The 22,545-nt window shown below is 70.4% G+C and carries 22 protein-coding genes and 1 tRNA gene; 13 read left to right on the forward strand and 10 right to left on the reverse strand.

The annotated features are described in order from the left end of the window. Window positions 1–51: 51 nt before the first annotated feature. From QWY84_RS01540 to QWY84_RS01570, 7 genes are all read left to right on the forward strand, one after another. On the forward strand, window positions 52–3,045 hold the full coding sequence (locus QWY84_RS01540) for an FAD-binding and (Fe-S)-binding domain-containing protein (protein ID WP_290200687.1): 2,994 nt from the start codon (window positions 52–54) through the stop codon (window positions 3,043–3,045). Between the two features lie 78 nt (window positions 3,046–3,123). Further along, the gene (locus tag QWY84_RS01545) at window positions 3,124–4,113 is read left to right on the forward strand and encodes a TRAP transporter substrate-binding protein (protein WP_290200688.1); all 990 of its coding nucleotides are present in this window, start codon (window positions 3,124–3,126) and stop codon (window positions 4,111–4,113) included. 76 nt (window positions 4,114–4,189) lie between these two features. Beyond that, on the forward strand, window positions 4,190–4,702 hold the full coding sequence (locus QWY84_RS01550; RefSeq protein WP_290200689.1) for a TRAP transporter small permease: 513 nt from the start codon (window positions 4,190–4,192) through the stop codon (window positions 4,700–4,702). Continuing rightward, window positions 4,699–5,979, forward strand: coding sequence for a TRAP transporter large permease (locus QWY84_RS01555; RefSeq protein ID WP_290200690.1), 1,281 nt, complete (start codon window positions 4,699–4,701; stop codon window positions 5,977–5,979). Before QWY84_RS01550 ends, QWY84_RS01555 begins: the two co-directional genes overlap by 4 nt. A gap of 13 nt (window positions 5,980–5,992) precedes the next feature. Beyond that, a complete protein-coding gene (locus QWY84_RS01560; protein WP_290200691.1) occupies window positions 5,993–6,730 on the forward strand; it encodes a FadR/GntR family transcriptional regulator in 738 nt (245 codons plus the stop codon). Then, entirely contained in the window at window positions 6,723–7,616 is an 894-nt protein-coding gene (locus QWY84_RS01565) for an amidohydrolase family protein (protein WP_290200692.1), read from the forward strand. Before QWY84_RS01560 ends, QWY84_RS01565 begins: the two co-directional genes overlap by 8 nt. A gap of 104 nt (window positions 7,617–7,720) precedes the next feature. Next, window positions 7,721–8,242, forward strand: a complete 522-nt coding sequence (locus QWY84_RS01570) for a VOC family protein (protein ID WP_290200693.1) — start codon at window positions 7,721–7,723, stop codon at window positions 8,240–8,242. A gap of 4 nt (window positions 8,243–8,246) precedes the next feature. Here QWY84_RS01570 and QWY84_RS01575 read toward each other — a convergent pair whose 3' ends face one another. Continuing rightward, window positions 8,247–8,495 (reverse strand): hypothetical protein, encoded by a 249-nt coding sequence (locus tag QWY84_RS01575; RefSeq protein ID WP_290200694.1) that lies wholly within the window; start codon window positions 8,493–8,495, stop codon window positions 8,247–8,249. A gap of 270 nt (window positions 8,496–8,765) precedes the next feature. Between QWY84_RS01575 and QWY84_RS01580 the strand changes: the two genes are divergently transcribed. The 4 genes from QWY84_RS01580 to QWY84_RS01595 all read left to right on the forward strand — a co-directional run bounded on the left by QWY84_RS01580 (window position 8,766) and on the right by QWY84_RS01595 (window position 12,020). Beyond that, window positions 8,766–9,989 carry an MFS transporter gene (locus QWY84_RS01580; protein ID WP_290200695.1) on the forward strand — a complete coding sequence of 408 codons (1,224 nt, stop codon included), beginning with the start codon at window positions 8,766–8,768 and terminating at the stop codon, window positions 9,987–9,989. Between the two features lie 60 nt (window positions 9,990–10,049). Further along, window positions 10,050–10,529, forward strand: a complete 480-nt coding sequence (locus QWY84_RS01585; RefSeq protein WP_290200696.1) for a DUF456 domain-containing protein — start codon at window positions 10,050–10,052, stop codon at window positions 10,527–10,529. 73 nt (window positions 10,530–10,602) lie between these two features. Further along, window positions 10,603–11,229 carry an ABC transporter ATP-binding protein gene (locus QWY84_RS01590; RefSeq protein WP_290200697.1) on the forward strand — a complete coding sequence of 209 codons (627 nt, stop codon included), beginning with the start codon at window positions 10,603–10,605 and terminating at the stop codon, window positions 11,227–11,229. Then, complete coding sequence (locus QWY84_RS01595) at window positions 11,211–12,020, forward strand: ABC transporter permease (protein WP_290200698.1); 810 nt, start codon at window positions 11,211–11,213, stop codon at window positions 12,018–12,020. The genes QWY84_RS01590 and QWY84_RS01595 overlap by 19 nt, the downstream gene beginning before the upstream one ends. 9 nt (window positions 12,021–12,029) lie before the next feature. On the opposite strand, the gene QWY84_RS01600 is transcribed toward QWY84_RS01595, so the two are convergent. The 7 genes from QWY84_RS01600 to QWY84_RS01630 form a co-directional block, all read right to left on the reverse strand. Further along, window positions 12,030–12,992, reverse strand: a complete 963-nt coding sequence (locus QWY84_RS01600) for an MBL fold metallo-hydrolase (RefSeq protein WP_290200699.1) — start codon at window positions 12,990–12,992, stop codon at window positions 12,030–12,032. Beyond that, window positions 12,989–13,624, reverse strand: a complete 636-nt coding sequence (locus QWY84_RS01605) for a glutathione S-transferase family protein (protein ID WP_290200700.1) — start codon at window positions 13,622–13,624, stop codon at window positions 12,989–12,991. The genes QWY84_RS01600 and QWY84_RS01605 overlap by 4 nt, the downstream gene beginning before the upstream one ends. After that, window positions 13,621–14,277 (reverse strand): DUF938 domain-containing protein, encoded by a 657-nt coding sequence (locus QWY84_RS01610; protein ID WP_290200701.1) that lies wholly within the window; start codon window positions 14,275–14,277, stop codon window positions 13,621–13,623. Before QWY84_RS01610 ends, QWY84_RS01605 begins: the two co-directional genes overlap by 4 nt. Window positions 14,278–14,450: 173 nt before the next feature. After that, window positions 14,451–15,278, reverse strand: coding sequence for a hypothetical protein (locus tag QWY84_RS01615; RefSeq protein ID WP_290200702.1), 828 nt, complete (start codon window positions 15,276–15,278; stop codon window positions 14,451–14,453). Window positions 15,279–15,515: 237 nt separating this feature from the next. Beyond that, entirely contained in the window at window positions 15,516–17,450 is a 1,935-nt protein-coding gene (gene mdoH / locus QWY84_RS01620; protein WP_290200703.1) for a glucans biosynthesis glucosyltransferase MdoH, read from the reverse strand. Window positions 17,451–17,455: 5 nt separating this feature from the next. Continuing rightward, on the reverse strand, window positions 17,456–19,003 hold the full coding sequence (locus tag QWY84_RS01625) for an OpgD/OpgG family glucan biosynthesis protein (protein ID WP_290200704.1): 1,548 nt from the start codon (window positions 19,001–19,003) through the stop codon (window positions 17,456–17,458). A 200-nt stretch (window positions 19,004–19,203) separates the two neighbouring features. Then, on the reverse strand, window positions 19,204–19,749 hold the full coding sequence (locus QWY84_RS01630) for a PadR family transcriptional regulator (RefSeq protein ID WP_290200705.1): 546 nt from the start codon (window positions 19,747–19,749) through the stop codon (window positions 19,204–19,206). Between the two features lie 80 nt (window positions 19,750–19,829). On the opposite strand from QWY84_RS01630, the gene QWY84_RS01635 reads away from it, so the two are divergent. Next, a complete protein-coding gene (locus QWY84_RS01635) occupies window positions 19,830–20,231 on the forward strand; it encodes a DUF2306 domain-containing protein (RefSeq protein WP_290200706.1) in 402 nt (133 codons plus the stop codon). A 253-nt stretch (window positions 20,232–20,484) separates the two neighbouring features. Here QWY84_RS01635 and QWY84_RS01640 read toward each other — a convergent pair. Together QWY84_RS01640 and QWY84_RS01645 are read right to left on the reverse strand one after the other, a co-directional pair. Next, window positions 20,485–20,561: transfer RNA gene (locus tag QWY84_RS01640), tRNA-Arg, on the reverse strand. 30 nt (window positions 20,562–20,591) lie between these two features. Then, the gene (locus QWY84_RS01645) at window positions 20,592–21,281 is read right to left on the reverse strand and encodes an SDR family oxidoreductase (protein ID WP_290200707.1); all 690 of its coding nucleotides are present in this window, start codon (window positions 21,279–21,281) and stop codon (window positions 20,592–20,594) included. 239 nt (window positions 21,282–21,520) lie between these two features. Here QWY84_RS01645 and egtD point away from each other — a divergent pair, with 239 nt between their 5' ends. After that, entirely contained in the window at window positions 21,521–22,477 is a 957-nt protein-coding gene (gene egtD / locus QWY84_RS01650; protein WP_290200708.1) for an L-histidine N(alpha)-methyltransferase, read from the forward strand. Window positions 22,478–22,545: the final 68 nt, after the last annotated feature.

Raw genomic sequence — 22,545 nt, forward strand, 5'->3', positions numbered from 1 at the left:
ATGTTGTCAGACAAATAATCATAACCGGCAACCACGACCCCGGCGCGCCCAGTGACCACCGTTTCCAGCGAAACATCCGACTCCCGTCCGCACGCGGCCGACGCATTCGCCGCAGCGCTGCGCGATGCCGGCTTCAGCGGCGAGATCGCCGCGGACGCCGCGTCGCGCCTGCTCGCCGCCACGGACAACAGCGTCTACCAGGTAACACCGTCGCTGGTGCTGTTTCCGGCGAACGGCGACGACCTGCAGGTCGCCAGCACGGTAGCGGGGCGTGCCGAGCACCGGGCCGTCAGCCTCGTGCCGCGCGGGGGCGGCACGGGCACCAACGGCCAGGCCCTGTCCAGCCACGTGGTGGTGGACACAAGTCGTCATACAAATCGCATCCTTCATGTCGACGCAGCGGCAGAACGGGTCCGGGTCGAGCCGGGGGTGGTCCTGGCCCAGCTCAACGCCGCCCTGGCCGAGCACGACCTGTTCTTCCCGCCGTCCACCTCCACGGCGAGCCGCGCCACCATCGGCGGCATGATCGGCACGGACGCCTGCGGCAAGGGATCCCGTGCCTACGGGCGCACCGGCGACTACGTGGAGAGCCTGGAGCTGCTGCTGCCGGACGGCCGGGCGATCACCTGCCGCCGCTACGCCGCCGAGGAGCTGGCCGGCCCGGACCAGGACCCGGGCGTGGCACTGGCCCGAGAGGTCCATGCCATCCTCGCCGGGCACCGGGAGGCCATCCGCGAGCGGTTCCCCGACCTCAACCGCTCGCTGACCGGCTACAACCTGCGCGACGCCCTGGGCGATGACGGCTCCGTGGATCTGGCGCGCCTGGTAACCGGCGCCGAGGGCACGCTGGGGATGATCCGCTCGGCCACCCTGCGGCTGCGGCGCCGCCCCCACCACAAGGCCGTGGTGGTCATCCGCTACGAGCATTTCGACGCGGCGCTGCGCGACGCGCAGTGGTTGCTGGAATCGGCCCCTTCCGCCGTCGAGACCCTGGATGACCGCCTCTATCACCTGGCGCGGCAGGACAGCAGCTGGCCCCGGGTGGCGGCGGCCATGGCGGCCTCCAGCGACCATGTCGGCGACGTGATCACCAACTTCGTGGAGTTCAGCGATGACACCCGGGACCGGCTGCAGGCCCGGGTGGACGCGCTGACCCGGCGCCTGCAGGGGCGCGGCAGCAGCTTCCACGTCACCTTCGACGACGCCGAGATGGCGGAGCTGTGGAACATCCGCTCGCGCAGCGTCGGCATGCTCGGCCGCACGGCGGGCAACCGCAAGCCGGTGCCCTTCATCGAGGACACGGTGGTCCCGCCCGAGCACCTCGCCGATTACATCGCCGAGCTGCGGGCACTGCTGGACGACCACGGCGTCGACTACGCCATGTTCGGCCACGTGGACGTGGGCTGCCTGCACGTGCGCCCGGCGCTGGACCTGACCGTGCCGGAGGACAAGCGCCTGCTGCGGGTGATCAGCGACCAGGTGGTGGAGCTGCTGCAGCGCTACCACGGGCTGCTGTGGGGCGAGCACGGCAAGGGCTTCCGCGGCGAGTACACGCGCAGCTTCTTCGGCGACACCCTGTACGCGGCCCTCGGGCAGATCAAGGCGGCCTTCGACCCGGATAACCGCATGAATCCGGGCAAGATCGTCGCGCCGGACGCCGCGGCCGCCGCGGTAACGCCGATCGACGGCGTGCCCCTGCGCGGCGATCACGATGCCCGCATTCCCGGGCCGGTGCGCGGCGCCTGGAGCAAGGCCATCGCCTGCAACGGCAACGGCGTGTGCTTCGACTGGGACGTCGCCAACACACTGTGCCCCAGCTACAAGGCGACCCGCGACCGCATCCATTCCCCCAAGGGCCGCGCCATGCTGCTGCGCGAGTGGCTGCAGAGCCCGGGCGGCGATACCACCGATGGCGCCCGCCGGCCCGGTCTCCGGCGGCGCCGGCGCACCGGCGACGACGACATCGCCCACGCCGTGCACGACGCCATGGCGGGGTGCCTGGGGTGCAAGGCCTGCGCGACCCAGTGCCCGGTCCACGTGGACATCCCGGAGATGCGCGCGCGCTTCCTGGACGCCTACCATCGCCGCTACCGACGCCCCCTGCGCGACTATCTTCTGGCCGGGACGGAGCAGATGGCCCCCTGGATGGCCCGGGCCGGCGGCGCCACCCGGTGGCTGCTGGGAACGCGCCCGGCCCGGGCGGGCGGCGCGGCGCTGGGCATCGTCGACGCCCCGGTACCGGCCCGCCCGGCCGGGCTCCGTGCCGCCCGCGGGGCCGGCTACGAGGCCGCCCGCACCTGGGCCGCCGCGCGCGACTCCATCGAGCGCGCCAGCCTGCCGGTGGCCGTTCTCCCGGACGCGTTCACGGCCTTTTTCGAGTCGCGAACGCTGCCGGCCGTCTGCGGCCTGATCCGGGCCCTGGGCTACACACCCATCGTCCTGCCCTACCAGGCCTCCGGCAAGGCCCTGCACGCCCATGGCTTTCTCGACCGTTTCCGGCGCACCGCCGCCGGCCTTCTCGGCGAGCTGGAGGGGATAAGCGAGACCGGCGCTCCCGTACTGGCCATCGAGCCGAGCATCGGGCTGTTCCTGCGGGACGAGGCGCGGGCGGCCACCCCCGGCCGCAGCCGCGCCGCCGTGCACCTGCTGGCGGAGTGGCTCGCCGAGCGCGCGTGCCCCGAACCGCAGCCGGCCCGGGCGGGCTCCGCGGGTGAGCCGTACCGGCTGCTGCTCCACTGCACGGAGAAGACGGCCACGCCTGCCGCCTCCCAGTGGCAGCAGGCGTTCCGGCACGCGGGGCTGGCCCTGGAGACGGTGGCCAGCGGCTGCTGCGGCATGGCCGGGGCCTACGGCCACCAGAGCGAGCACCAGGCCACCTCGCGGACCCTGTACCGCCAGAGCTGGGCCCCGACGGTGACGAGCACCCGCGCGGAGCGCCTCCTGGCCACGGGGTACTCCTGCCGCAGCCAGAGCGAGCGGCTGGGCGGGGTGCGGCCGCGGCATCCCGCGGAGGTCCTGGCGGCGGCGCACGCGCGCGCGGGATGACACGAGCAACCTGCGCCCGCCAGGGACGACGGGCGTCCACGCAACGCAGAGTCGACACAACAGCAGAGGAGAAGACCCATGCGATTCCATCACCAACTCCTGATCGGGGCGACCACGGCCGCACTGCTCGCGACCTCCGTCGCCGGCGCCCAGACCACCCTGCGCCTGGGCTGGACCACGTCGGACAGCGAGACCGATCCCTACGCCATCGCCGCCCGTTACTTCGCCGAGGAACTCGAGAACGAGGCCCCGGGGGAGTTCGACGTACGCTTCTTCCCCAGCAACGAGCTGGGCGACGAGTCGGAGATGCTCCAGGGCATGCAGCTCGGCACCCTGGACGCGGGCGTGATCACCGGCACCCAGATCGCCACGGTGTCGTCGGCCTTCCAGCTCAACGACCTGCCGTTCCTGTACGCGAGCAACGAGCAGGCCCAGCGCGTGCTCGACGGCGAGGTCGGGCAGACCATGCTGGCGAGCCTGGAGTCCGAGGGCATCGTCGGCCTGGGATTTGCCGAGGCCGGCTTCCGGCATACCATCAACAACGAGCGGCCGATCCACACGCCCGAGGACATGGAGGGCCTGCGGCTGCGGGTCCAGCCCAGTGACCTGTTCATCGACAGCTTCCGCGCCATCGGCGCCAACCCGGTGCCCATGGCCTGGAGCGATGTCTTCACGGCCGTCCAGCAGGGCACCGTGGAGGGCCTGGAGATCCCGCTGGCGGTCATCCACGCCAACAACTACCCGGACGTGACGGAGTACCTGTCGCTTACCGCGCACAGCTACAACGCCCTGGGGCTGCTGGTGTCGAAGCAGACGTTCGACCAGCTCAGCGAGGCCAACCAGGAAGCCATGCGCGCCGCCGCGCGTACGGCCATCGAGCGTCAGCGGGAGCAAGTCGCGGCCAACAACGACGAGATCGCCCGGAGCATCGAGGAGGCCGGCATGGAGATCAACGAGATCGACAACGTCGAGGCATTCCGCAGCCGGGTGGAAGGCGTCTACGAGGAATACCGCGAGGCCATCGGCAGCGATCTGCTGGACATGGCCCTGGAGCAGGTCTCCGAATAGCGGCACACGCGGCGCGACGGCCCGCAGCGCGGCCGTCGCGCCCGCCTTTTCCTGACAGGCACCGGGGGGCTCCGTCATGCAATGGCTCCACCACACCCTGGATTCGGTCAGTCGCTGGCTGGCGCGCGTCACGGCGGTGATCGCGTGCATCACGGCCCTGGCGCTGGTGAGCTCCATGCTGGTCGGCATCTTCTTCCGCTACGTGGTCCAGGCGTCCCTGTCCTGGCCCGAGGAAGTCAGCCTGCTGCTGTTCACCTGGACCGTCTTCCTGGCCGCCAGCCTGGGCGTGCGGGAGGACTTCCACGTGCGCGTCACGCTCCTGCGCGACGCGCTCCCCCACCGGATCTCCGCGTGGCTGGAACGGCTCCTGCTGCTCAGTGTGGCCGGTTTCGGACTGGCCATGCTCTGGTACGGCTGGGCATTCGCCGAGTTCACGGCCGGCCAGGTCTCGGCCGCCGTACGCTACCCCCTCTGGATCCGTAACGCCGCCGTGCCCGTATCCGGCGCGCTGATCCTGGTGCACTGCGCCGCGCGGCTCAGCGACACGACGTCCTGCGGCGGCCGCCCGGCCATTGGAGCGACGCCATGAGCACGGTCGCCATCGTCATGCTCGTGGGCCTGCTCGTGCTGCTGGCACTGGGCATGCCCATCGCGTTCACCCTCGGGATCCTGGCGCTCACCGGGCTGTGGATTACCGACACCAACCCCCTGATTCTCAGCCAGCGGCTCGTCGCCGGCACCACCGTCAACAGCCTGCTGGCCATCCCGGGCTTCATCCTGGCCGGGGACCTCATGAGCGCCGGCGGCCTGTCGAAGCGGCTGGTACGGGTCGCCTCCGCTGTGGTCGGGCACTTCTCCGGCGGGCTGAGCATGGCCACCGTGGGTGCGGGCACGTTCTTCGGCGCGATCTCCGGCTCGGCGCCGGCCACCACGGCGGCCATCGGCTCCGTCATGACCCGGGAGCTGGAGCAGCGCGGCTACGGCCGCGGCTATTCCGCCGCCCTCGCCACCGCCGTCGGCCCCCTGGGCCAGATGATCCCGCCCTCGATTCCCATGGTGATCTGGGGCGTGCTGTCCGAGGAATCCATCGCCAAGCTGTTCCTCGCCGGCGTCATCCCCGGGCTCATCGCCGCGGGCGGCTTCCTGGTCATCAGCTACATCTACGCGCGGGTCAACAACGTGCCGCGGGCCGCGCGCTCCAGCCCGGCGGAGATCTACGCGGCGGTACGCCAGGGAGTCTGGGCCCTGCTGGCACCGGTGGTCATCCTCGGCGGCATCTACGGGGGCGTGTTCACGCCCACCGAGGCGTCCATGGTCGGCGCCCTGTACAGCTTCATCGTCGGCGTATTCATCTACCGCGAGCTGAAGTGGCGTGCGCTGCCGGGCATCCTGCTGGGCTCGCTGCGCACCAGTGCCACCATCATGTTCATCATCGCCGCGGCCTACGCCTTCGCCTGGGTCATCGCCAACGAGCAGATCCCGGCCCAGCTCGCCGAGCAGCTGCTGTCGCTGACGGACAACCCGCTGTTGCTGCTGCTCATGCTCAATCTCATGCTGCTGCTCCTCGGGGCCGTCATGGACAACATCTCGGCCATGGTCATACTGAGCAGCGTGCTCATCGCCATCGGCGCCCAGATCGGCCTGGAGCCCATCCAGCTCGGCGCCATGGTGGTCATCAATTTCGCCGTGGGCATGGTGACGCCGCCGGTGGGCTACTCGATCTTCATCGGTGCATCCATCAGCGGCCTGCGCATCGAGACCGTCGCCCGGCACCTGTGGCCCTTCCTGCTGGTGCTGCTCGGCGTCATCGCCCTGGTGGCCTACGTGCCCTGGATCACGCTGTGGCTGCCGGGCCTGCTGGACTGACGGGAGACGCTGCATGAAAACGCAGGGACTGGGCAAGCGGCTCCCCGCGGAGCTGGCGAGCGTGCTGGAACGGGACATCCGCGCCGGGCACCATCAGCCCGGAGAGCAGCTACCCACCGAGAGCGCCCTGGCCGCACGCTTCGCCGTCAGCCGCGCGGCCGTACGCGAGGCCATTGCCCAGCTGCGCAGCGCCGGGCTCGTCTACACCCGCCAGGGCGCCGGCACCTACGTCTCGCAGAACCCGTCGCGCGGCTCGGTGTTCTCCCTGCCGTCCGGCCGCTTCGACGCCGTCGAGCTGTGCTACATCTTCGAGATCCGCACCGAGGTGGAAGCGGGCGCGGCGGCGCTGGCCGCCCGCTACCGCACGGACACCGATCTCGCCGCCATGCGGGACGCCCTGCAGCGGCTGGATCATGCCGTCACGCGGGGCCAGCCGGCGGCGGAGCATGACATCCGCTTCCATCAGGCCGTCGCCGCGGCCTCGGGGAACGACTTCTTCACCGAGCTGCTGGACTTCCTCGCCGAGCGCATCGTGGAATCCATCGTTATCGCCCGGTCCAACACCGCGCAGACCGGCGGCCTGGAGCACAACGTCCAGCTGGAGCACCGCTCCGTCTTCGAGGCCATCGAGGACGCCAACCCGGAAGCCGCACGGGCCGCCATGCACGTGCACCTGTCCAACGCCCGCAAGCGCCTCGGGCTCCGTCGCCGGACCGCCGGCACCGAGGCACCGGAGAGCCGCCATGAATGACCGCATCCCCGTCACCCCGGCGCCGCACGCCCGGCCGTCGCAACCGGCCGAGCCGCTGCCTTCCGGCGCCTGCGATAGCCACGCCCACGTCTTCGGCCCCACGGGACGGTCGCCGCTGGTGCCCAACCGCGAGTACTCGCCCGCTCCGGCCTCGCTGGCCGACTACCAGGCGCTGCTGGCGCATCTCGGCTTCGACCGGGCCGTGCTGGTCCAGCCCAGCGTCTACGGCACGGACAACAGCCACATGCTGGACTGCCTGGAACGCAAGGACGCGACCGGCACCGGCGCGTTCCGGGGCATCGCAGTGGTAGACGACACGGTCACCGATACGGCCCTGGAGGCGATGGACGCCGTCGGCGTGCGCGGCATCCGGGTCAACGTGGTCTTCGGCGGCGGCGTGGACTTCGACGTGCTCGCCGACCTCGGCGCGCGCATCGCCCCCTTCGGCTGGCACGTGCAGTGCTTCGTGGACCTCTCGCGCCTGCCGGACTTTGCCGACCGCGCAGCGAGGCTGCCCGTGCCCGTGGTGGTGGACCACATGGGTCATTTCCCGGTCCGCCACGGCCCGGACCTGCCCGCGTTCCGGGATCTGGTCTCCCTGGTCCGGGAAGGCCGCGCCTGGGTGAAGCTCACCGGGCCCAACCGCATCAGCGGCGCCGAGCATCCCCCGTTCGACGACGTGCGCAGGCTGGTGGATCCGCTGGTGGAGGCGAACCCGGAGCAGCTGCTGTTCGGCACGGACTGGCCCCACGTCAAGCTGCCCACGCCCGTGCCCGACGACGGGGCTCTGATCGATGCGTTCTTCCGGTGGGTGCCGGATGCGGCGATCCGGCAGAAGATCCTGGTGGACAACCCCGGACGGCTGTACGGCTTCGGCGCGGGCTAATGCCCGAAAGGGGCTCGCACCCCGTGCAGCGGAAGAGTAGATTGGCGGCAGAACGGCCGCCGGCGCGGCGATCGTGACGTCTCGACCGACCCCGGGAGGTGCCCATGAAAGCGAGTCCGTCCCGCCCGATTGCCGCCGGAACCCGGATCGGGCACGTCCATCTCAAGGTCGCCGACCTGGAGCGTGCGCTGGGCTTCTACTGCGGCGTGCTCGGGTTCCAGCTGATGCAGCGCTTCGGTTCCCAGGCCGCATTCATCGCCGCCGACGGCTACCATCATCACATCGGCCTGAACACCTGGGAGAGCGAGGGCGGCGCGCCGCCACCGCCCGGCACGACCGGTCTGTTCCACCTGGCCATCCTCTACCCCACGCGCGCCGACCTGGCCGACGCGCTGCTGCGCGTCACCGAAGCGGGGATCGCCCTGGACGGGGCCGCCGACCACGGGGTGAGCGAGGCGCTGTACCTGCGCGACCCGGACCACAACGGCGTGGAGCTCTACCGCGACCGCCCAGAGGACCAGTGGCCCCGGACGGCGGACGGGCAGCTGGCCATGTTCACGCATCCCCTGGATACGCAGGCCCTGCTGGACGAGGCCCGGGCGGCGCACGGAAAGCCGGAGCCGTGACGCGTCAGCCCGGCTCCGGCGTACAGTGCATGGCGCTGCGGTCCGTTAGCGCCATCATCACGTCCAGCTCACGGGTCCCGCCCAGGGCCGGCACCTTGGCGACCATCTCGCGCGCCGCCCGCTCGCGCACTTCCTGCGGCGAGGTAGACTCCGCCATGTCCACCGTCACGGTATCCGGGAAATCAGCGGCGGAGACAAGCTCCCGGATCCGCGCAACCGTCTCCGGCGTCAGTTCACATCGCCATACAGCCATGGTTCCTCCTGCCGATCTGAGTCCTCGTCAACGGAAGCGTACGGGAGGCGCCGCGATGATGGCGGCTCCGCTCTCCCACGGAAGCTACGTTCACCACCGGCCGGTGGTTCCAGGGGCAGGCGGCGCCCAACGGCAGCCCTTTGCATCGCTGTCACGCAGAACGTGCGAGAATGCCGGCGGGCGGGTCGGTCGGCGTTGCTCCGGATGCGGATCGGGCACGAGCAGGCGTCGCCCGGGCCCGGCACCCCTGCGCCCCGGAGAGACCGCCCCATGAGCGTGACGCGCCTGGAGAAACGCAACGTCGCCATTCTGGTCATCGGCCAGACCCTGTTCCTGGTCGCCTCGATCACGGTGATGACGCTGAGCGGCGTCGTCGGCGGGCAGCTCAGCCCGGACCCGGGGCTCGCGACCCTGCCCATCGCCATGATGATGCTGGGCACCGTGGTCTCCACCCTGCCCGCGTCGCTGTACATGAAGCGCGTCGGGCGGCGCGCCGGCTTCATGACCGGGGTCGCGCTGGGCGGCGTCGCCGGCGGCCTGCTCAGCTTCGCGGCGGTTGCCGCGGGCTCCTTCGTGCTTTTCTGCGCCGGCAACCTGCTGCTGGGCCTCTACCAGGGCTTCGCCATGTACTACCGCTTCGCCGCCGCGGACGTGGCCAGCCCCGATTTCCGCAGCCGGGCGATTTCCTACGTCATGGCCGGGGGTGTCGCGGCGGCCTTCCTGGGGCCGTGGAACGCCAGCATCGCCTCGGACTGGATCGCCGCCGTCCCCCTGGGCGGCCCGTACCTGGTAATCGCCGCGCTGGCCCTGGCGGCCACGGGGCTGCTGGCCTTCCTGCAGGTGCCGGCGCGCGGCGAGCCGGACCCCGGCGATGCCCAGCGCCCGCTGGGCCGCATCGCCCGCCAGCCCGCGTTCCCGGTGGCCGTGCTCGCCGGCGCCGCGGGCTACGCCATCATGGTCCTGGTGATGACCGCCACGCCCCTGGCCATGCGCGCCCAGGGCCTGGGCATGGCGCAGGTGGCAACCATCATGCAGTGGCACGTGCTGGGAATGTTCGCGCCGTCGTTCGTCACCGGAAGCCTCATCGCCCGCTTCGGCGTGATCCAGATCCTCCTGGCGGGCACGGCCCTGCTTGCCGGCTCCGTGGCCGTCGCCACGCTGGGCGTGAGCCTCGCCCACTTCTGGGGTGCCCTGGTGCTGCTCGGCGTCGGCTGGAACTTCCTGTTCGTCGGCGGCAGCGCCCTGCTGGCCGGAATCCACACGGAAGCCGAGCGGGGCAAGGTCCAGGGCGTCAACGACCTGGTCATTTTCTCCCTGGTCGCATTCGGCTCGTTGATGTCCGGCACGCTGCTCCACCGGTTCGGCTGGGAGATGCTCAACCTGGCCATGGTGCCGGTGATCTTCCTGGTGGCGCTGGCCGCGCTCTGGTTGAAGATGGGACAGAGCCGCGCCCGCGAGGCGCCGACACCCGCCGGCCGGGACGCCAACCGGTAGCCGCCGGCCTCCGCCGGGCGGCTACCCGTCCCGCCGGCGCAGCCGGTACACTGCCGCCGCATGACCATCGCGCTGTGGATTCTCGCATGCCTGCTGATCGCGGCCGGCCTGGCCGGGCTGGTGCTGCCCGCGCTTCCGGGGCCCGTGCTCCTGTTCGCCGGCCTGTGGCTGGCCGCCTGGGCCGAGGGCTTCGCCCACGTGGGCGCCATCACCCTGATCATCCTCGGTGTCATGGCCGCCATGGCGCTGCTGGCCGATTTCGTCGCCGGAGCCTTCGGCGCGCGGCGCTACGGTGCTTCGGCCCGCTCCGTCACCGGGGCCACCCTGGGAGCCATCGTCGGCATCTTCTTCGGCCTGCCCGGGCTGATCCTCGGACCGTTCATCGGCGCCGTCCTCGGCGAGCTCTCCATGCGCAGCGGGCTGGCGGCCTCGGGCCGGGCCGGCTGGGGGGCCACCGTCGGGGTGGCCCTGGGGACCGCGGCCAAGCTCGCCTTCGGCATCGCCATGGTGGGGCTGTTCCTCGGGGTCCGGCTGCTGTGACGGATGCCGCGGCAACGGGCCTTCGGCCTGTGCCGGTACAAGGGCATGGTCCGGTTCTGCCATACTCCGCCGCATGTCCACGTCCGGTTCCGGCCTCCAGGTTCACGACCTCGACTGCGGCATCCTGTCGCAGATCTCCCTGACCGTGCGCCCCGGCGAGATCGTCTGCCTGTCGGGGCCTTCCGGCTCGGGCAAGAGCCGGTTGCTGCGGGCCATTGCCGACCTGGATCCCCACGCGGGCGAAATCCGGCTCGACGGTGAGCCGCAGACCGATGTTCCTGCGTATCGGTGGCGCCGCCGGGTCATGCTCCTGCCCGCGGAGGCGCCCTGGTGGCTGGAACGTGTCGGGGCCCATTTTCCGGACGGGCCGGATGCCGCGGCGTTCGAGGCGCTGGGACTGCCGGCGGACGCCCCGGATTGGCCCGTGACGCGGCTGTCCTCCGGGGAACGCCAGCGCGCGGCCCTGCTCCGGGCCGTGGCCCGGGAACCCCGGGCCCTTCTTCTGGATGAGCCCACGGCCAACCTGGACGCGACCACCACGGAGCAGGTGGAGGCCTGGCTCCGGCAGCGCATCGCCGATCGCGGCATCGCGGCCCTGTGGGTTGCCCACGACATGGCCCAGATCGCGCGCGTCGCCGACGCCCACCTGCGCATCACCGAGCACCGACTCGAGCCGGCGCCATGCAGATCATCGAGCTGAGCTGGTGGTCCCTCGCCGGCACCGCCTTACTGGTGCTGGCACTCGCCGTGTGCACGCACCTGGCGCGCCTCGGCGTCGCACGCGAGATCACCATCGCCGCCGTACGCACGGTGATCCAGCTGGCGCTGGTCGGCTTCGTGCTGGAGACGCTGTTCCGCTTCGCGGCGCTGCACTGGGTGGCGCTGATGGGCGCGGCCATGGTCCTGGTCGCCGGGCGCGAGGTCATGGCCCGGCAGAACCGCCGCCTCACCGGCGGCTGGGCCTTCGGCATCGGCACCGTATCCATGTTCGTGTCGTCGTTCGCGGTGGCGGTGCTGGCACTGACCGTCGTCATCGGCCCGGAACCCTGGTACCGGCCGCAGTACGCCATCCCGCTCCTGGGCATGTTGCTGGGCAACACCATGACGGGAATCGCCCTGGGCCTGGACCGGCTCACCGACACGGCCTGGCAGCAACGCCATGTCATCGAGGGGCGGCTGATGCTGGGCGAGCCCTGGTCGGCAGCCATCGGCGGCATCCGGCGCGATGCCATGCGCACCGGCATGATCCCCACCATCAACGCCATGGCCGCCGCCGGCGTGGTGAGCCTGCCGGGCATGATGACCGGCCAGATCCTCGCCGGGACGCCGCCGGCGCTGGCGGTGAAATACCAAATCCTGATCATGTTCCTGATCACCGTGGGCACCGGTTTCGGCACCGTGGCGGCGGTGGCGGCCGGCAGCCGGCGCCTGTTCGACGAGCGCGAGCGGCTGCGGCTGGATCGGCTGAGCCCGGCCCGGCAGCGGGGTTAGGGAAACGCGCTACTGCCGCTGCCGGCGCTGCAGCCACACCACCAGGCCCTGGGTATTCACCTGGATGTCCAGGGCCAGGCGATCCTCCACCTCGGCATCGCGCAGCCCGGCGCCGTGCTCCCGCAGCCGCCGGATGAACCACTGCAGCAGATCCGCGGCGATGGCGTCCGCCTGTCCGTGCCCGGCATCCGCGTGGCGCAGGGCGACGTCCACGTGGGCGTCGAGCCCCCGGTGCATCTCGCCCGCGAGCCGGGGGATGTCGGTCACCTCGCCGAAGTGGGCCACGTAGATGGCCTCCGGGCGGAGATCCCGCAGGCGGTCCACCGAGCGATGGGCCGCGTCCGGGTCGAAGTGCACCGGCGAGGTGGACGGGAAGATGAAATCGCCCTGGTCGGTCGCCAGGGAACGATAGGACACGCCGAAGGTATCCCCGGCAAAGATGCGGTTGGTGGTCTCGTCCACCATGGAGTAGTGGTGGTTCGCGTGCCCCGGGGTATCCAGGAACAGCAGGCTGCGGCCGCCGAGCTCCAGCCGGTCGCCCTCGTCGACGATGCGCACGCGTTCTTCCGGTACCGGTACGGGCTCGCCGTAGTCCCGGGCCATGACCTCGTCGCCGAAGATGCTCCGCGCGCCCGCGTACAGCGCCGACGGGTCGATCATGTGGCGGGCGCTGCGGGGATGGACCACCAGGGTCGCCTGCGGCAGGTGGCGCATCAGCTCCCCGGCACCGCCGGCATGGTCCAGGTGGACGTGGGTGACGCACACGTACCGGACCGCACTCCGCGCGATGCCCTTGTCGTCCAGGGCGCGGAGGATGTGCGGCACCGAGTGGTTGCTGCCGACGTCCACCAGGGCGGCCTCGCCGGCGTCCACCAGCAGGTGGCTCGCCACCTGGCCGGTGCGGCCGGCGAACTGCGCGTCGATGGCGGTCACGCCGGGCGCGTAGTCGATCATGGCGGCCTTCGCCATCATGCCTGCGCGCTGGGGCGGGCGCTGACCTCCCCGTACCAGCGGTGCAGGTGGGTGAGATTGTCGCCCGGCTCGATCTCCAGCGCCCGCCGGGCGAAGTCGACGGTCACCATGGCGGTGATGTCCGCCACCGAGAAGGTCTCCAGGGCCACGAACGGACTCTCCGCCAGGCGGGCGTCCAGGTCCTCCAGGAAGTAGCGGTAGCGCTGCGCACCCCGCTCCGCCAGGGCCTCGATCTGCGCCACCGGGTGCGGACCGGGTACGGCGCGGTCCTTGAACCCGGCGAACGAGTTGCGGAAGCCTTCGGCCACCGCCAGGTAGCCGTCCATCTCCACCCAGCGATCCCAGGAGCGCACCAGCGCCCGGGAGCGGGCATCGGTGCCCATGAGCGCGGGCTCCGGGTGGAGCGTCTCGAAGTACAGGCAGATGGCGTCGCTCTCGGCGATGCAGGTACCGTCGTCGAGTTCCAGCACGGGCACCGTGCAGCAGCGGTTGCGGCGGCGGAACTCGTCGGCGAACTGCTCCTGGTCGCGCAGGTCCACGTCCTGCACGGGGACCTCGATGCCCTTCTCCGCCAGGAAGATCCTCGCCCGGCGGGGGCTGGGGGCACCGCGGGCGCTGTATAGGACTGTCATCGGTTCGCTTCCTCCGTCTCGGGCCCCGACGCTGTCGGGGCGCTGGTTGTCCCGTCGCGGCGGAACACGACCGCGAGGTTGTTGGCCGGCAGGTCCGCCACGTGCTCCAGGGTGAACCCGTGGGCGCGTGCTGCGGCCTCGACGTCGTCGAGGTCGCGTACGCCCCAGCGCGGATCCCGGGCGCGGAGATCGGCATCGAAGGCCTCGTTGCTGGAGGCGGTATGCCGCCCGGCCCGCTTGTAGGGACCATAGAGGATCAACGCGCCGTTGTCTCGCAGCCGTGGCCCGGCGCCCGCCAGGAGCGCCTCCGTCACCGCCCACGGAGCGATGTGCACCAGGTTGATGGCCACGATGCCGTCGAAGGCGCCGCCCGGCCAGTCGCCGGCGACCACGTCCAGGCGCACCGGGGCGCAGACATTGGGGGTGCCGGCATGCCGGCGCCAGGCGTCGATGGATGCGACGGCTTCAGGGTCGGGGTCGCTGGGATGCCACTGCCAGCCGGGCATGGCGGCGGCAAAGTACACCGCGTGCTCGCCGCTGCCGCTGGCGACCTCCAGGATGCGCGCCTCGTCCGGCAATGCCTGCTGCAGTACCTCGAGAATCGGCTGTCGATTGCGGGCCGCCGCGGGCGACCGGAGACGGGCGTTCTGCATGGGGTTCCCGGAGTCGACGAGTGCTGACCCGTACCATCCTTGCAGGATACGGCGTCGGCGACCACCCCGGAATGCACCGGTGCCTCAGCGCCGGTGGTGGATGACCGGCAGCGGGTGGATTTCGCCGTGCGCCGCGCTGACAGCGCGGCGCACGGCGGTCACGGCGGGGTGCCCTAGCGCATGGCCAGCCCCGTGAGGGCAACGCGGTGCTCACCGGTGGCTTCGTCCCAGTGAACCCGGTACCCGTCCGGATAGTAACCGGCGGGCTCGTAGCGCTCCGCCACCGGAAGGCGCCGCACCGCATCCTCCCGGCCCTGCAGATAGGCCGTGGTCACCATGGGCTCCAGGAAGATCAGGCGCCCGTCCCAGGACCCGTACAGGAACGTATGGGTGAACGGCTGGGGCGTGTCCGGATGCAGCTCCGGGGAGTCGGGATCCACCAGATGAAGGCCCATCAGGGGCACGGGTGGGATACCGGGGTCCACGTAACCGGCAGGCACGAACGCCGCGTCGGGAAGCCGTTGCCCCTTGTCCGCGAACGCGGGATCGGAGGGATGGATGGCCAGGCGCTCGTCGTTGCTGATGACGTAGAAGTGCACGTCCAGGTGGGGGACGTTCCAGACGCCTTCCGGAACATGTCCGGCCGGGTTCCAGTCCAGGGTCAGGTGCCGGAACGGCGTGGGGTTGTTCTCGGGCATGGCCAGGACGTACTCGAAGGTGCTGTGGCCGTCGGGCATGACCATGCCGTGGGGTGCGCCGTCCGGCGGAAGGGCCGCGAGAAACGCGTCGTCGAGCGCGAGCCCGAGCTCCACCGGGGCGTCGCCCTCGGTGACCAGGTACACGCGCGCCGAGCCCTCGCCCAGCGTCAGGGCCGGGCCGTAGGACGTCTCGGCGCCGACGGCACCGGCTGCGAGCGCGAGCACGCCACCGGCCAGGTAACGCCATCCACTGGGCACGCACGCGATGCCCGTCCCACGATGCAGATCGCAGGAAGTCGACATGTCAATTCACTCCGGGAGGACGGCCGCAGTACGACCCGGTGGCAGGATGCTTCGCAGGTGCCCTCACGGAACGGCCGTCAACCACCGTGGGAGCAGGACGTAGTATAGAACGTCCGGCGAAACAAGACAGTCCCGGGCAAGCGCGAAGTGCCGGGGCAATGCCGGCGGAGCCGGTGGTCTTGCGACCCGCCCGGCACCCGCTGCCCGACCGGCGGCCGCGGGCTGCCCGGCGACGCGTCAGGTGGCCGGTCGCTCGCCGCGAAGCCAGCGCGGGTGCCGGTCCAGCCGCTGCACCGGCATGGGCCGGGGACAGGGCTGCGGCAGCGGCGGAAGCGCGCCCGCCGGCGGCAGCTGCACCGCGGGGGCGGCCAGGCGCTCGTCGAGCTGCTTCAGGGCACCGGGAGGCCGGGTTTCCGCCGGCGTCAGGAACAGCCCGCAACGCCGCAGCGCTCGCCCCCACGCGGGACGACTGGAAAGCACCACCACGGCCGGCGCCAGGACCAGCCCCGTGAGCACGGGGGTCAGGGCCCAGAAGAAGATGGGTGTAATGAACGCCGTGCCGATTCCCCAGAGTACGCCGGCGACGGTGAACACGCCCGTCTGATACACCGCCGTGCGCCATCCCACCTCGCGTCCCTCGCGGTTCTGCGGCTGCCATGTAGCGCGGCGCCCGAACAGCACGCAGGCCACGAAGAAGGCGTGGAACGTCATCATGATGGGGGCGATCAGAACGGAGAAGACCAGTTCCAGCAGGGCGCTGACGGTGACCCGGAGCCCGCCGCCGAAGGCGCGTCGCCGCTCGCGGTCGAACAGGCAGAGCAGGACGCCGAACACCTTGGGGAGAATCAGCATGGCGGCCACGGTGACCAGCAGCCAGAGCATGATCTCGGTGCGGGCGACCGGCCATTCCGGAAACAGCTGGTGGCCGGCCCCGAAATAGCTGGCGACGGTCAGCGCCCGGGAGCCGGCGTCCAGCGTGCCCACCGTGAGCATGAGCAACCACAGCAGCGAGCACCCGTACGCCAGTGCCCCCATGACGAAGTACAGCCGGCTCAACGGATGCAACCCCCGGGCGGTGAGCAGGCGCAGATGCTGGAGGTTGCCCTCCGACCACCGGCGATCCCGCTTGGCATAGTCGAGGATGTTGCCGGGGACCTGTTCGTAGCTGCCGCCCACCTCGGGCAGGAGATACACGTGCCAGCCCGCTCGCCGCATGAGCGCCGCCTCGACGAAATCGTGGCTGAGGATGTCGCCGCCCAGCGGCGGCTGGCCGGGCAGCTTCGGCAGCCCGCAGTGGTCCATGAACGCCCGGACCCGGATGATGGCGTTGTGTCCCCAGTAGTTGGACACATCCCCCTGCCAGAAGCTCATGCCCGTGGCCAGCATGGGACTGTACAGGGTGGCCGCGAACTGCAGGAAACGCCCGAAGAGGGTTTCCTGGCGTACCGGGATCGGCACGGTCTGGAGCATCCCCGCACCCGGGTTGGCCTGCATGTTCCGCACCAGGTCGGTCAGCGAGCGCCCGGTCATGATGCTGTCGGCATCCAGCACGACCATGTAGTCGTAGTGACCGCCCCACCGCCGGCAGAACTCGGCGATGTTGCCCGCCTTGCGGCCCTCGTTGTCGGTCCGGCGGCGGTAGTAGAGCCGGTCGCCGCCGGGCAGCCGCCGGCGCAACGCGGCGACGGCCGCCTCCTCCGCCGAGGCGGTCGCGGGATCGGCGGTATCACTGAGCAGGTACGTATCGAACGCGTCGCCGTCGCCTGTTGCGTGGACGTCGCAGAGGATGGCTTCCAGCCCGGCGGAAACCCGTTCCACGTCCTCGTTGCAGACCGGCATCACCAGCGCCGTGCGGGTCACGACGGGCTCCGCGCGCGGCGGACGCTCCGGCGCCCGCCGCAATGACAGGGGATCACGGCCCAGGGCCTGGACGACGAAGCCGGCGAGCGCCGTCCAGAAGGCGGTGGAGATCCAGGCGAAGGTCACCGTGAACAGGGCCAGGGTCGCCCCTTCCAGCGGCGTCATGCCGTTGGCCCTGACGATCCTGAGCATGAGGTCCACGCCGACGATCACGGTGACGACAACCAGGACGAACAACACCCGCCGCCGCCACGACAGGGCGGGCAGGCGGATGGTGGCGCCGGTCGGCTCATTCGCTGCTTCACGGGACATACGCATCACTGTATCGCCCTCGGATCCCAGACATAGTTCCAGGTCTCGCTGAGACGCTTGTCGCGCAGACGCAGGTGCATCCGCAGATCAACGGCCTCGTCCTCGTTCTCGGGGGCGAGCTTGAACGCGACCCGCCAGCCGCCCTGGTCCGGCAGCGGCTCCACGGTCACGTGCCGGACCTCGCCGTTGCTGCTGGACAGCTCCGCCTCCACGGGCTGCTCGGCGGCCAGATTGCGCAGGGGGCCGTCCTCGAAGTCCACCACGAACTGACGCAGGCTGCGGGGCGGCTTGTCGCTGCTCCCGGGCGTGGCGCCCCAGCCGATGCGCGTGCGCTTGACGCTCGCCAGCGTGTCCGGCGTCCTGCCGGCAGCGAAGGTCTCCACCCGATAGCGGAATTCCGTGGAATCGCCCGCGCTGAACGGCTCCTCCGGCACCCAGTAGGCGACGATGTTGTCGTTGGACTCGTCGTCCGAGGGGATCTCGACGAGCTGTACGGCACCCTTGCCCCAGTCCCCCTCGGGGCGCACCCACAGGCCGGGGCGCGACTCGTAGCGGGCACTCATGTCCAGGTAGTGGTCGAAGTCCCGGTCGCGCTGCGCCAGGCCGAAGCCCTTCGGATTGTCGACCATGAGCGAGCTCACCTGGAGGTCGACGGGGTTGACCAGGGGACGCCAGATCCATTCATCAGCGCCGGTGTGCAGGAGAAGACCGTCGGAGTCATGGACTTCCGGGCGGTGGTCGTCGCGGTGGCTGACGCTGTTCTCCCCCCACATGAACATGCTGGTCAGGGGGGCGATCCCGAGCCGTTCCACGTCGCTGCGCGCGAACAGCCGGGCGTGGACGTCCATGGCGGAGCGTTGCCCCGGATGGATATCGAACCGGTAGGCCCCCGTGACGGACCGGCTGTTGAGCAGCGCATACACGGTCATGGACGTGGCCTCGGGCTCGGGCCGGACCAGCCAGAATTCCTCGAAGCGGGGAAACTCCTCGCCCTTGGGCAGCGCCGTGTCGATGGCCAGGCCCCGGGCCGAGAGGCCGTACCGCTCGCCGCGCCCCACCATGCGGAAGTAGGAAGCGCCCAGGAAGACCAGGAACTCGTCGTCGTAGTCCGGGGTGTTCAGCGGATAGTGCACGCGGAACCCGGCGAAACCGAGATCCGGGCCCAGCGACCCGGCGACCCCCTCGTTGTCACCGTAGTCGAACAGCGCCGGCGAGTAGCGGAGCGTGTGAACGCGTCCGTCCACGACCTGGTGCAGCGTAACCGGCTGGGTGTAGAGAAAGCCCAGGTGGAAGAGCTCGATGTTGAACAGCGAGCGCTCCCGCCAAAGGGCCTCGGACTTGTTGAAACGGATGTCGCGGTAGTCCTGGTAGTCCAGGTTCTGCAGGGATTCGGGAATCTGCGGGCCGTCCGGCGCCTGGTACCGGCTCTGCGCCAGCTCCCGGGCCTTGCGGGTCACCTGCTCGAACAGGGACGAGTCCGTCGCGCCGCGGGATTCCGCGGACGCGGCGAAAAGCAGAGTCAGAAGAATGCTGCAAGTCAATGTGCGAAGCATGCGTGCTCCCTGCGTCCGTGCCCGTATGTCGCGCCTGCCGGGAATGGCGGCACGTGGTCTTATGACAGCCGCCGGACCGGAATCATTCCCTCGAGCCCTCATGAATGATTGCCCGATCGCGCGCCGATCCATCGGCCCGGCGGACCCGGCTCATTGCCATATACGCATGGGCAGGGGCGGGAGTTCCCGCGCCCGCGTGGTCATGAATCATCCGTCGACGGAAACTCCCTTTCGGCTTCGTCGAGCCATGCCAGCCAGGATTGCGCTCCCAGGATGCCGCGGCGCAGGGCCAGGTACTGCAGGCGATACCGGCGGGGCACGGATCCCGGATCCCGGAACCAGGTCCGCTCCATCTCGCGATAGGCAGCGAGGCGCTGTTCGCACTGCTGCCGCAGCTCCGCGAGCTCGCGGGCCATCACCCGAGCGTCCAGATTGTCCCCGGCGAACAGTTTCACCAGCAGCGGATCGCGGGTTGCCGGCCGCGGCTGCGGCGTGGCCAGCCATTGTGTCAGCGCCGTCTCGCCCGCCTCGCTGACCCGGTACTGCTTGCGGTCCGGACGCTCGCTCTGGGCGATGGTCTCCGCTGTCACCAGCCCCTCGTCGTGGAGCTTGCCCAGCTCACGGTAGATCTGCTGGTGCGTGGCGTTCCACACATGCGCCAGGTACGTGCGGAATCGCTGGGTCAGCTCATAGCCGGTGGCCGGTTCCTCCTGAAGCGCGGCAAGAAGGGCGTAGCGTAATGCCATCATCACTCCATATGCACTTTGTTGCATATCAAGGCGTCCCGATCTATTATGCAACAAAGTGCATATGGAGACCATCCGCCATGACGCTGCAACCGTTGCTCGCCAGCTCCGTCGCCATCCAGATCCATGCCCTCGCGGCCACTCTCGCGCTCGCCGTGGGCGTCGGCCAGTTCCTCCTGCCGCGGGGCTCGCGCATTCACAAGCTCTCGGGCTGGACATGGGTCGTGCTGATGACGGTAGCCGCCGTGTCTTCGTTCTTCATCCACAGCATGCAGGTCATCGGCATCTGGAGCCCGATCCATCTGCTGTCTATCTACACGCTGGGCATGCTGGGCGTTGCGGTGGTCGCCGCGCGGCGGCACGCCGTCCGGACGCACCGCCACACCATGATCCTGCTGTTCGTCTTCGGACTGCTGGTGCCGGGCGCCTTCACGCTGGTGCCCGGACGGATCATGCATGCCGTCCTGCTCGGCGGCGGGTGAGGGGGAGGTTCGAATCGGGGCTCCGAACACCGTCGGGTCGCGTCCGGCTCGCTGCCCCAACAACCGAATGGCGCCCTCGGGAGGATTGCTGCGGCGCCTCCGGCGCCGCGCCCTCCGGGTCCGTCTCGCTCGCGCGAGACGGCACGGGCCGCCTGGCGGCGGCCGGTCGAACCGAATTGTCCATGGTTGGAGGTTCGAATCGGGGCTTCGAATACCGCCGGGTCGCGTCCGGCTCACCGCCCCAACAACCGAATGGCGCCCCCGGGAGGATTCGAACCTCCAACCCCCGGCTTCGAAGGCCGGTGCTCTATCCAGTTGAGCTACAAGGGCGGTAACAGGCCTGACTGCGAGGCTGCTCAATCATTCCAGAGGTGGCGTGGGTCGTACAAGGATTTCGTTGACGTCCACGTGCGCCGGCTGGGAGACGGCGTAGAGCACCGAGCGGGCCACGTCCTCGGGCTCCAGCGCGTGGGCCGGCCTGTCGTCGAAGAAGGGTGTATCCACCATCCCCGGCTCGATCAGGGTCACGCGCACCCCGGTGCCGCGGAGCTCTTCCCGGACACCGTAACCGATGGCGCTCACGGCCCATTTGGTGGCGCTGTACATGGACCCCGGGATGGTGGCCCGGCCGGCGGCCGACCCGGTGAGCAGCAGGTGCCCGCGGGTCTTCTTGAGGGCGTCGAGGGTATGCCGCAGCGTGAGCCCGACCCCGTAGATGTTGGTGACAATCATCTCCCGCCACACGGCCGTGTCGGCGCCGCTGAAACCACCCGGACTGCCGCCCATGCCGGCGTTGGCAAAGACCGCGTCGATGCGGCCGAAGTGGTCCAGAACCTGCTCGACCATAGCCTGCTGGCTGGCCTCGTCGTTGACATCGCAGCGCACGGCGAGGGCCCGCTCCGGGCCGCCCAGCTCCTCGGCCAGGGCCGTGATACGCTCCTGCGATCGCGCCGCCAGGGCCACACGCCAGCCGGCCCCGGCGGCCTGCCGGGCCGTGGCCGCGCCGATGCCGCTGCTCGCGCCGGTAATCAGCATGACTGCATCACTCATCTACCGATCCTCCCATCGTGGCTGCCAACACTTCCGCGTGCCTCTGCCCGCCGAGGCGGTGTATTCGGCTGCCGGCGTAGGATACGCTACGATTCCCGGCCGGCGTCATGCGGCCGCCCGCCGGGGCCATCCAGGGCGGGGCCGGATGGCCGGAACGGGTTCTCCCGCAAGCCGACATCCACCCACGCAGCGTCGTTCCCGCCTGCCGGGCGCCGCTGCCGCGTCCGGGGACGTCCAGCGTGACACACGAAGACACCGCATCCACGGATCACCATCGCGCCGCCTTTCTTGCGGACGTAGTCGCCGGGCTGTCGGCGCCGGTCAAGCAGATCCCGCCCAAGTACTTCTACGACGATGCGGGCTCGGAGCTGTTCGACCGCATCTGTGAGCTGCCGGAGTACTACGTCACGCGCACGGAAACCGCCATTCTCCGCGACTACGCCCGGGATATCGGCGATGCCCTCGGCGCCCGGGTCATGCTGATCGAGCCGGGAAGCGGCAGCAGCGCCAAGGTGCACCTGCTGCTTGACGTGCTGGAGGACCCCGTGGCCTACGTCCCGGTGGAGATCTCGCGTGAGCACATGCTGGCCAGCCTGGCGCCGCTGCGGGAACGCTACCCGGGGCTGGAGATCCTGCCGGTGGCCGCCGACTTCACCGCGGGCTTCACCGTGCCGGAGTCCACCCGCGAGCCGGCCCGCCGGGTCGTCTTCTTCCCGGGCTCGACCATCGGCAACTTCCGCCCGGACGACGCGCTCACGCTTCTCTCGCGGTTCGCCGCCGTCGCGGGGCCCGGCGGGGGCCTGCTGCTGGGCGCCGACTTGCGCAAGTCGCCCGCCGTGCTCGAGCCCGCCTACGACGACAGTGCGGGTGTCACCGCAGCTTTCAACCGCAATGTTCTCACCCGCATCAACCGGGAGCTGGGCGGGGATTTCGACCCCGGGGCATTCCGGCACCGGGCCCTGTGGAACGAGCCCGAGAGCCGCGTGGAGATGCACCTGGTCAGCCTGCGGGACCAGCGGGTGCACGTGGGGGGAACCGCGTTCGACTTCCGCGCCGGCGAGCCCATCGTCACCGAGTACAGCCACAAGTACACGCTGGCGGGCATGGCCGATCTGGCGCAGCAGGCGGGCTTCCGGGTCGAGCAGGTCTGGACGGACGAGCAGGAGTGGTTCAGCGTGCAGTATCTGGTGCGCTGAGCCGCGGATGACGAACGGGCCGGGCCACACAGGTGACCCGGCCCGTCCCCGGTACGGCCTCGCCGAGG

Origin of the sequence: Aquisalimonas lutea (assembly GCF_030409225.1) — a bacterium.
Taxonomy (GTDB): Bacteria; Pseudomonadota; Gammaproteobacteria; order Nitrococcales; family Aquisalimonadaceae; genus Aquisalimonas; species Aquisalimonas lutea.

Bases quoted from the DNA above. Each gene is read 5' to 3' on its own strand.
- QWY84_RS01615 (WP_290200702.1), bottom strand. From the start codon at position 15,278: ATGTCGACTTCCTGCGATCTGCATCGTGGGACGGGCATCGCGTGCGTG.
- QWY84_RS01565 (WP_290200692.1), top strand. From the start codon at position 6,723: ATGAATGACCGCATCCCCGTCACCCCGGCGCCGCACGCCCGGCCGTCG.
- QWY84_RS01610 (WP_290200701.1), bottom strand. From the start codon at position 14,277: ATGCAGAACGCCCGTCTCCGGTCGCCCGCGGCGGCCCGCAATCGACAG.
- QWY84_RS01555 (WP_290200690.1), top strand. From the start codon at position 4,699: ATGAGCACGGTCGCCATCGTCATGCTCGTGGGCCTGCTCGTGCTGCTG.
- QWY84_RS01550 (WP_290200689.1), top strand. From the start codon at position 4,190: ATGCAATGGCTCCACCACACCCTGGATTCGGTCAGTCGCTGGCTGGCG.
- QWY84_RS01595 (WP_290200698.1), top strand. From the start codon at position 11,211: ATGCAGATCATCGAGCTGAGCTGGTGGTCCCTCGCCGGCACCGCCTTA.
- QWY84_RS01570 (WP_290200693.1), top strand. From the start codon at position 7,721: ATGAAAGCGAGTCCGTCCCGCCCGATTGCCGCCGGAACCCGGATCGGG.
- QWY84_RS01590 (WP_290200697.1), top strand. From the start codon at position 10,603: ATGTCCACGTCCGGTTCCGGCCTCCAGGTTCACGACCTCGACTGCGGC.
- mdoH (WP_290200703.1), bottom strand. From the start codon at position 17,450: ATGTCCCGTGAAGCAGCGAATGAGCCGACCGGCGCCACCATCCGCCTG.
- QWY84_RS01585 (WP_290200696.1), top strand. From the start codon at position 10,050: ATGACCATCGCGCTGTGGATTCTCGCATGCCTGCTGATCGCGGCCGGC.
- QWY84_RS01605 (WP_290200700.1), bottom strand. From the start codon at position 13,624: ATGACAGTCCTATACAGCGCCCGCGGTGCCCCCAGCCCCCGCCGGGCG.
- QWY84_RS01575 (WP_290200694.1), bottom strand. From the start codon at position 8,495: ATGGCTGTATGGCGATGTGAACTGACGCCGGAGACGGTTGCGCGGATC.
- QWY84_RS01560 (WP_290200691.1), top strand. From the start codon at position 5,993: ATGAAAACGCAGGGACTGGGCAAGCGGCTCCCCGCGGAGCTGGCGAGC.
- QWY84_RS01545 (WP_290200688.1), top strand. From the start codon at position 3,124: ATGCGATTCCATCACCAACTCCTGATCGGGGCGACCACGGCCGCACTG.
- QWY84_RS01625 (WP_290200704.1), bottom strand. From the start codon at position 19,003: ATGCTTCGCACATTGACTTGCAGCATTCTTCTGACTCTGCTTTTCGCC.
- QWY84_RS01580 (WP_290200695.1), top strand. From the start codon at position 8,766: ATGAGCGTGACGCGCCTGGAGAAACGCAACGTCGCCATTCTGGTCATC.
- QWY84_RS01630 (WP_290200705.1), bottom strand. From the start codon at position 19,749: ATGGCATTACGCTACGCCCTTCTTGCCGCGCTTCAGGAGGAACCGGCC.
- QWY84_RS01645 (WP_290200707.1), bottom strand. From the start codon at position 21,281: ATGAGTGATGCAGTCATGCTGATTACCGGCGCGAGCAGCGGCATCGGC.
- QWY84_RS01600 (WP_290200699.1), bottom strand. From the start codon at position 12,992: ATGATGGCGAAGGCCGCCATGATCGACTACGCGCCCGGCGTGACCGCC.
- QWY84_RS01635 (WP_290200706.1), top strand. From the start codon at position 19,830: ATGACGCTGCAACCGTTGCTCGCCAGCTCCGTCGCCATCCAGATCCAT.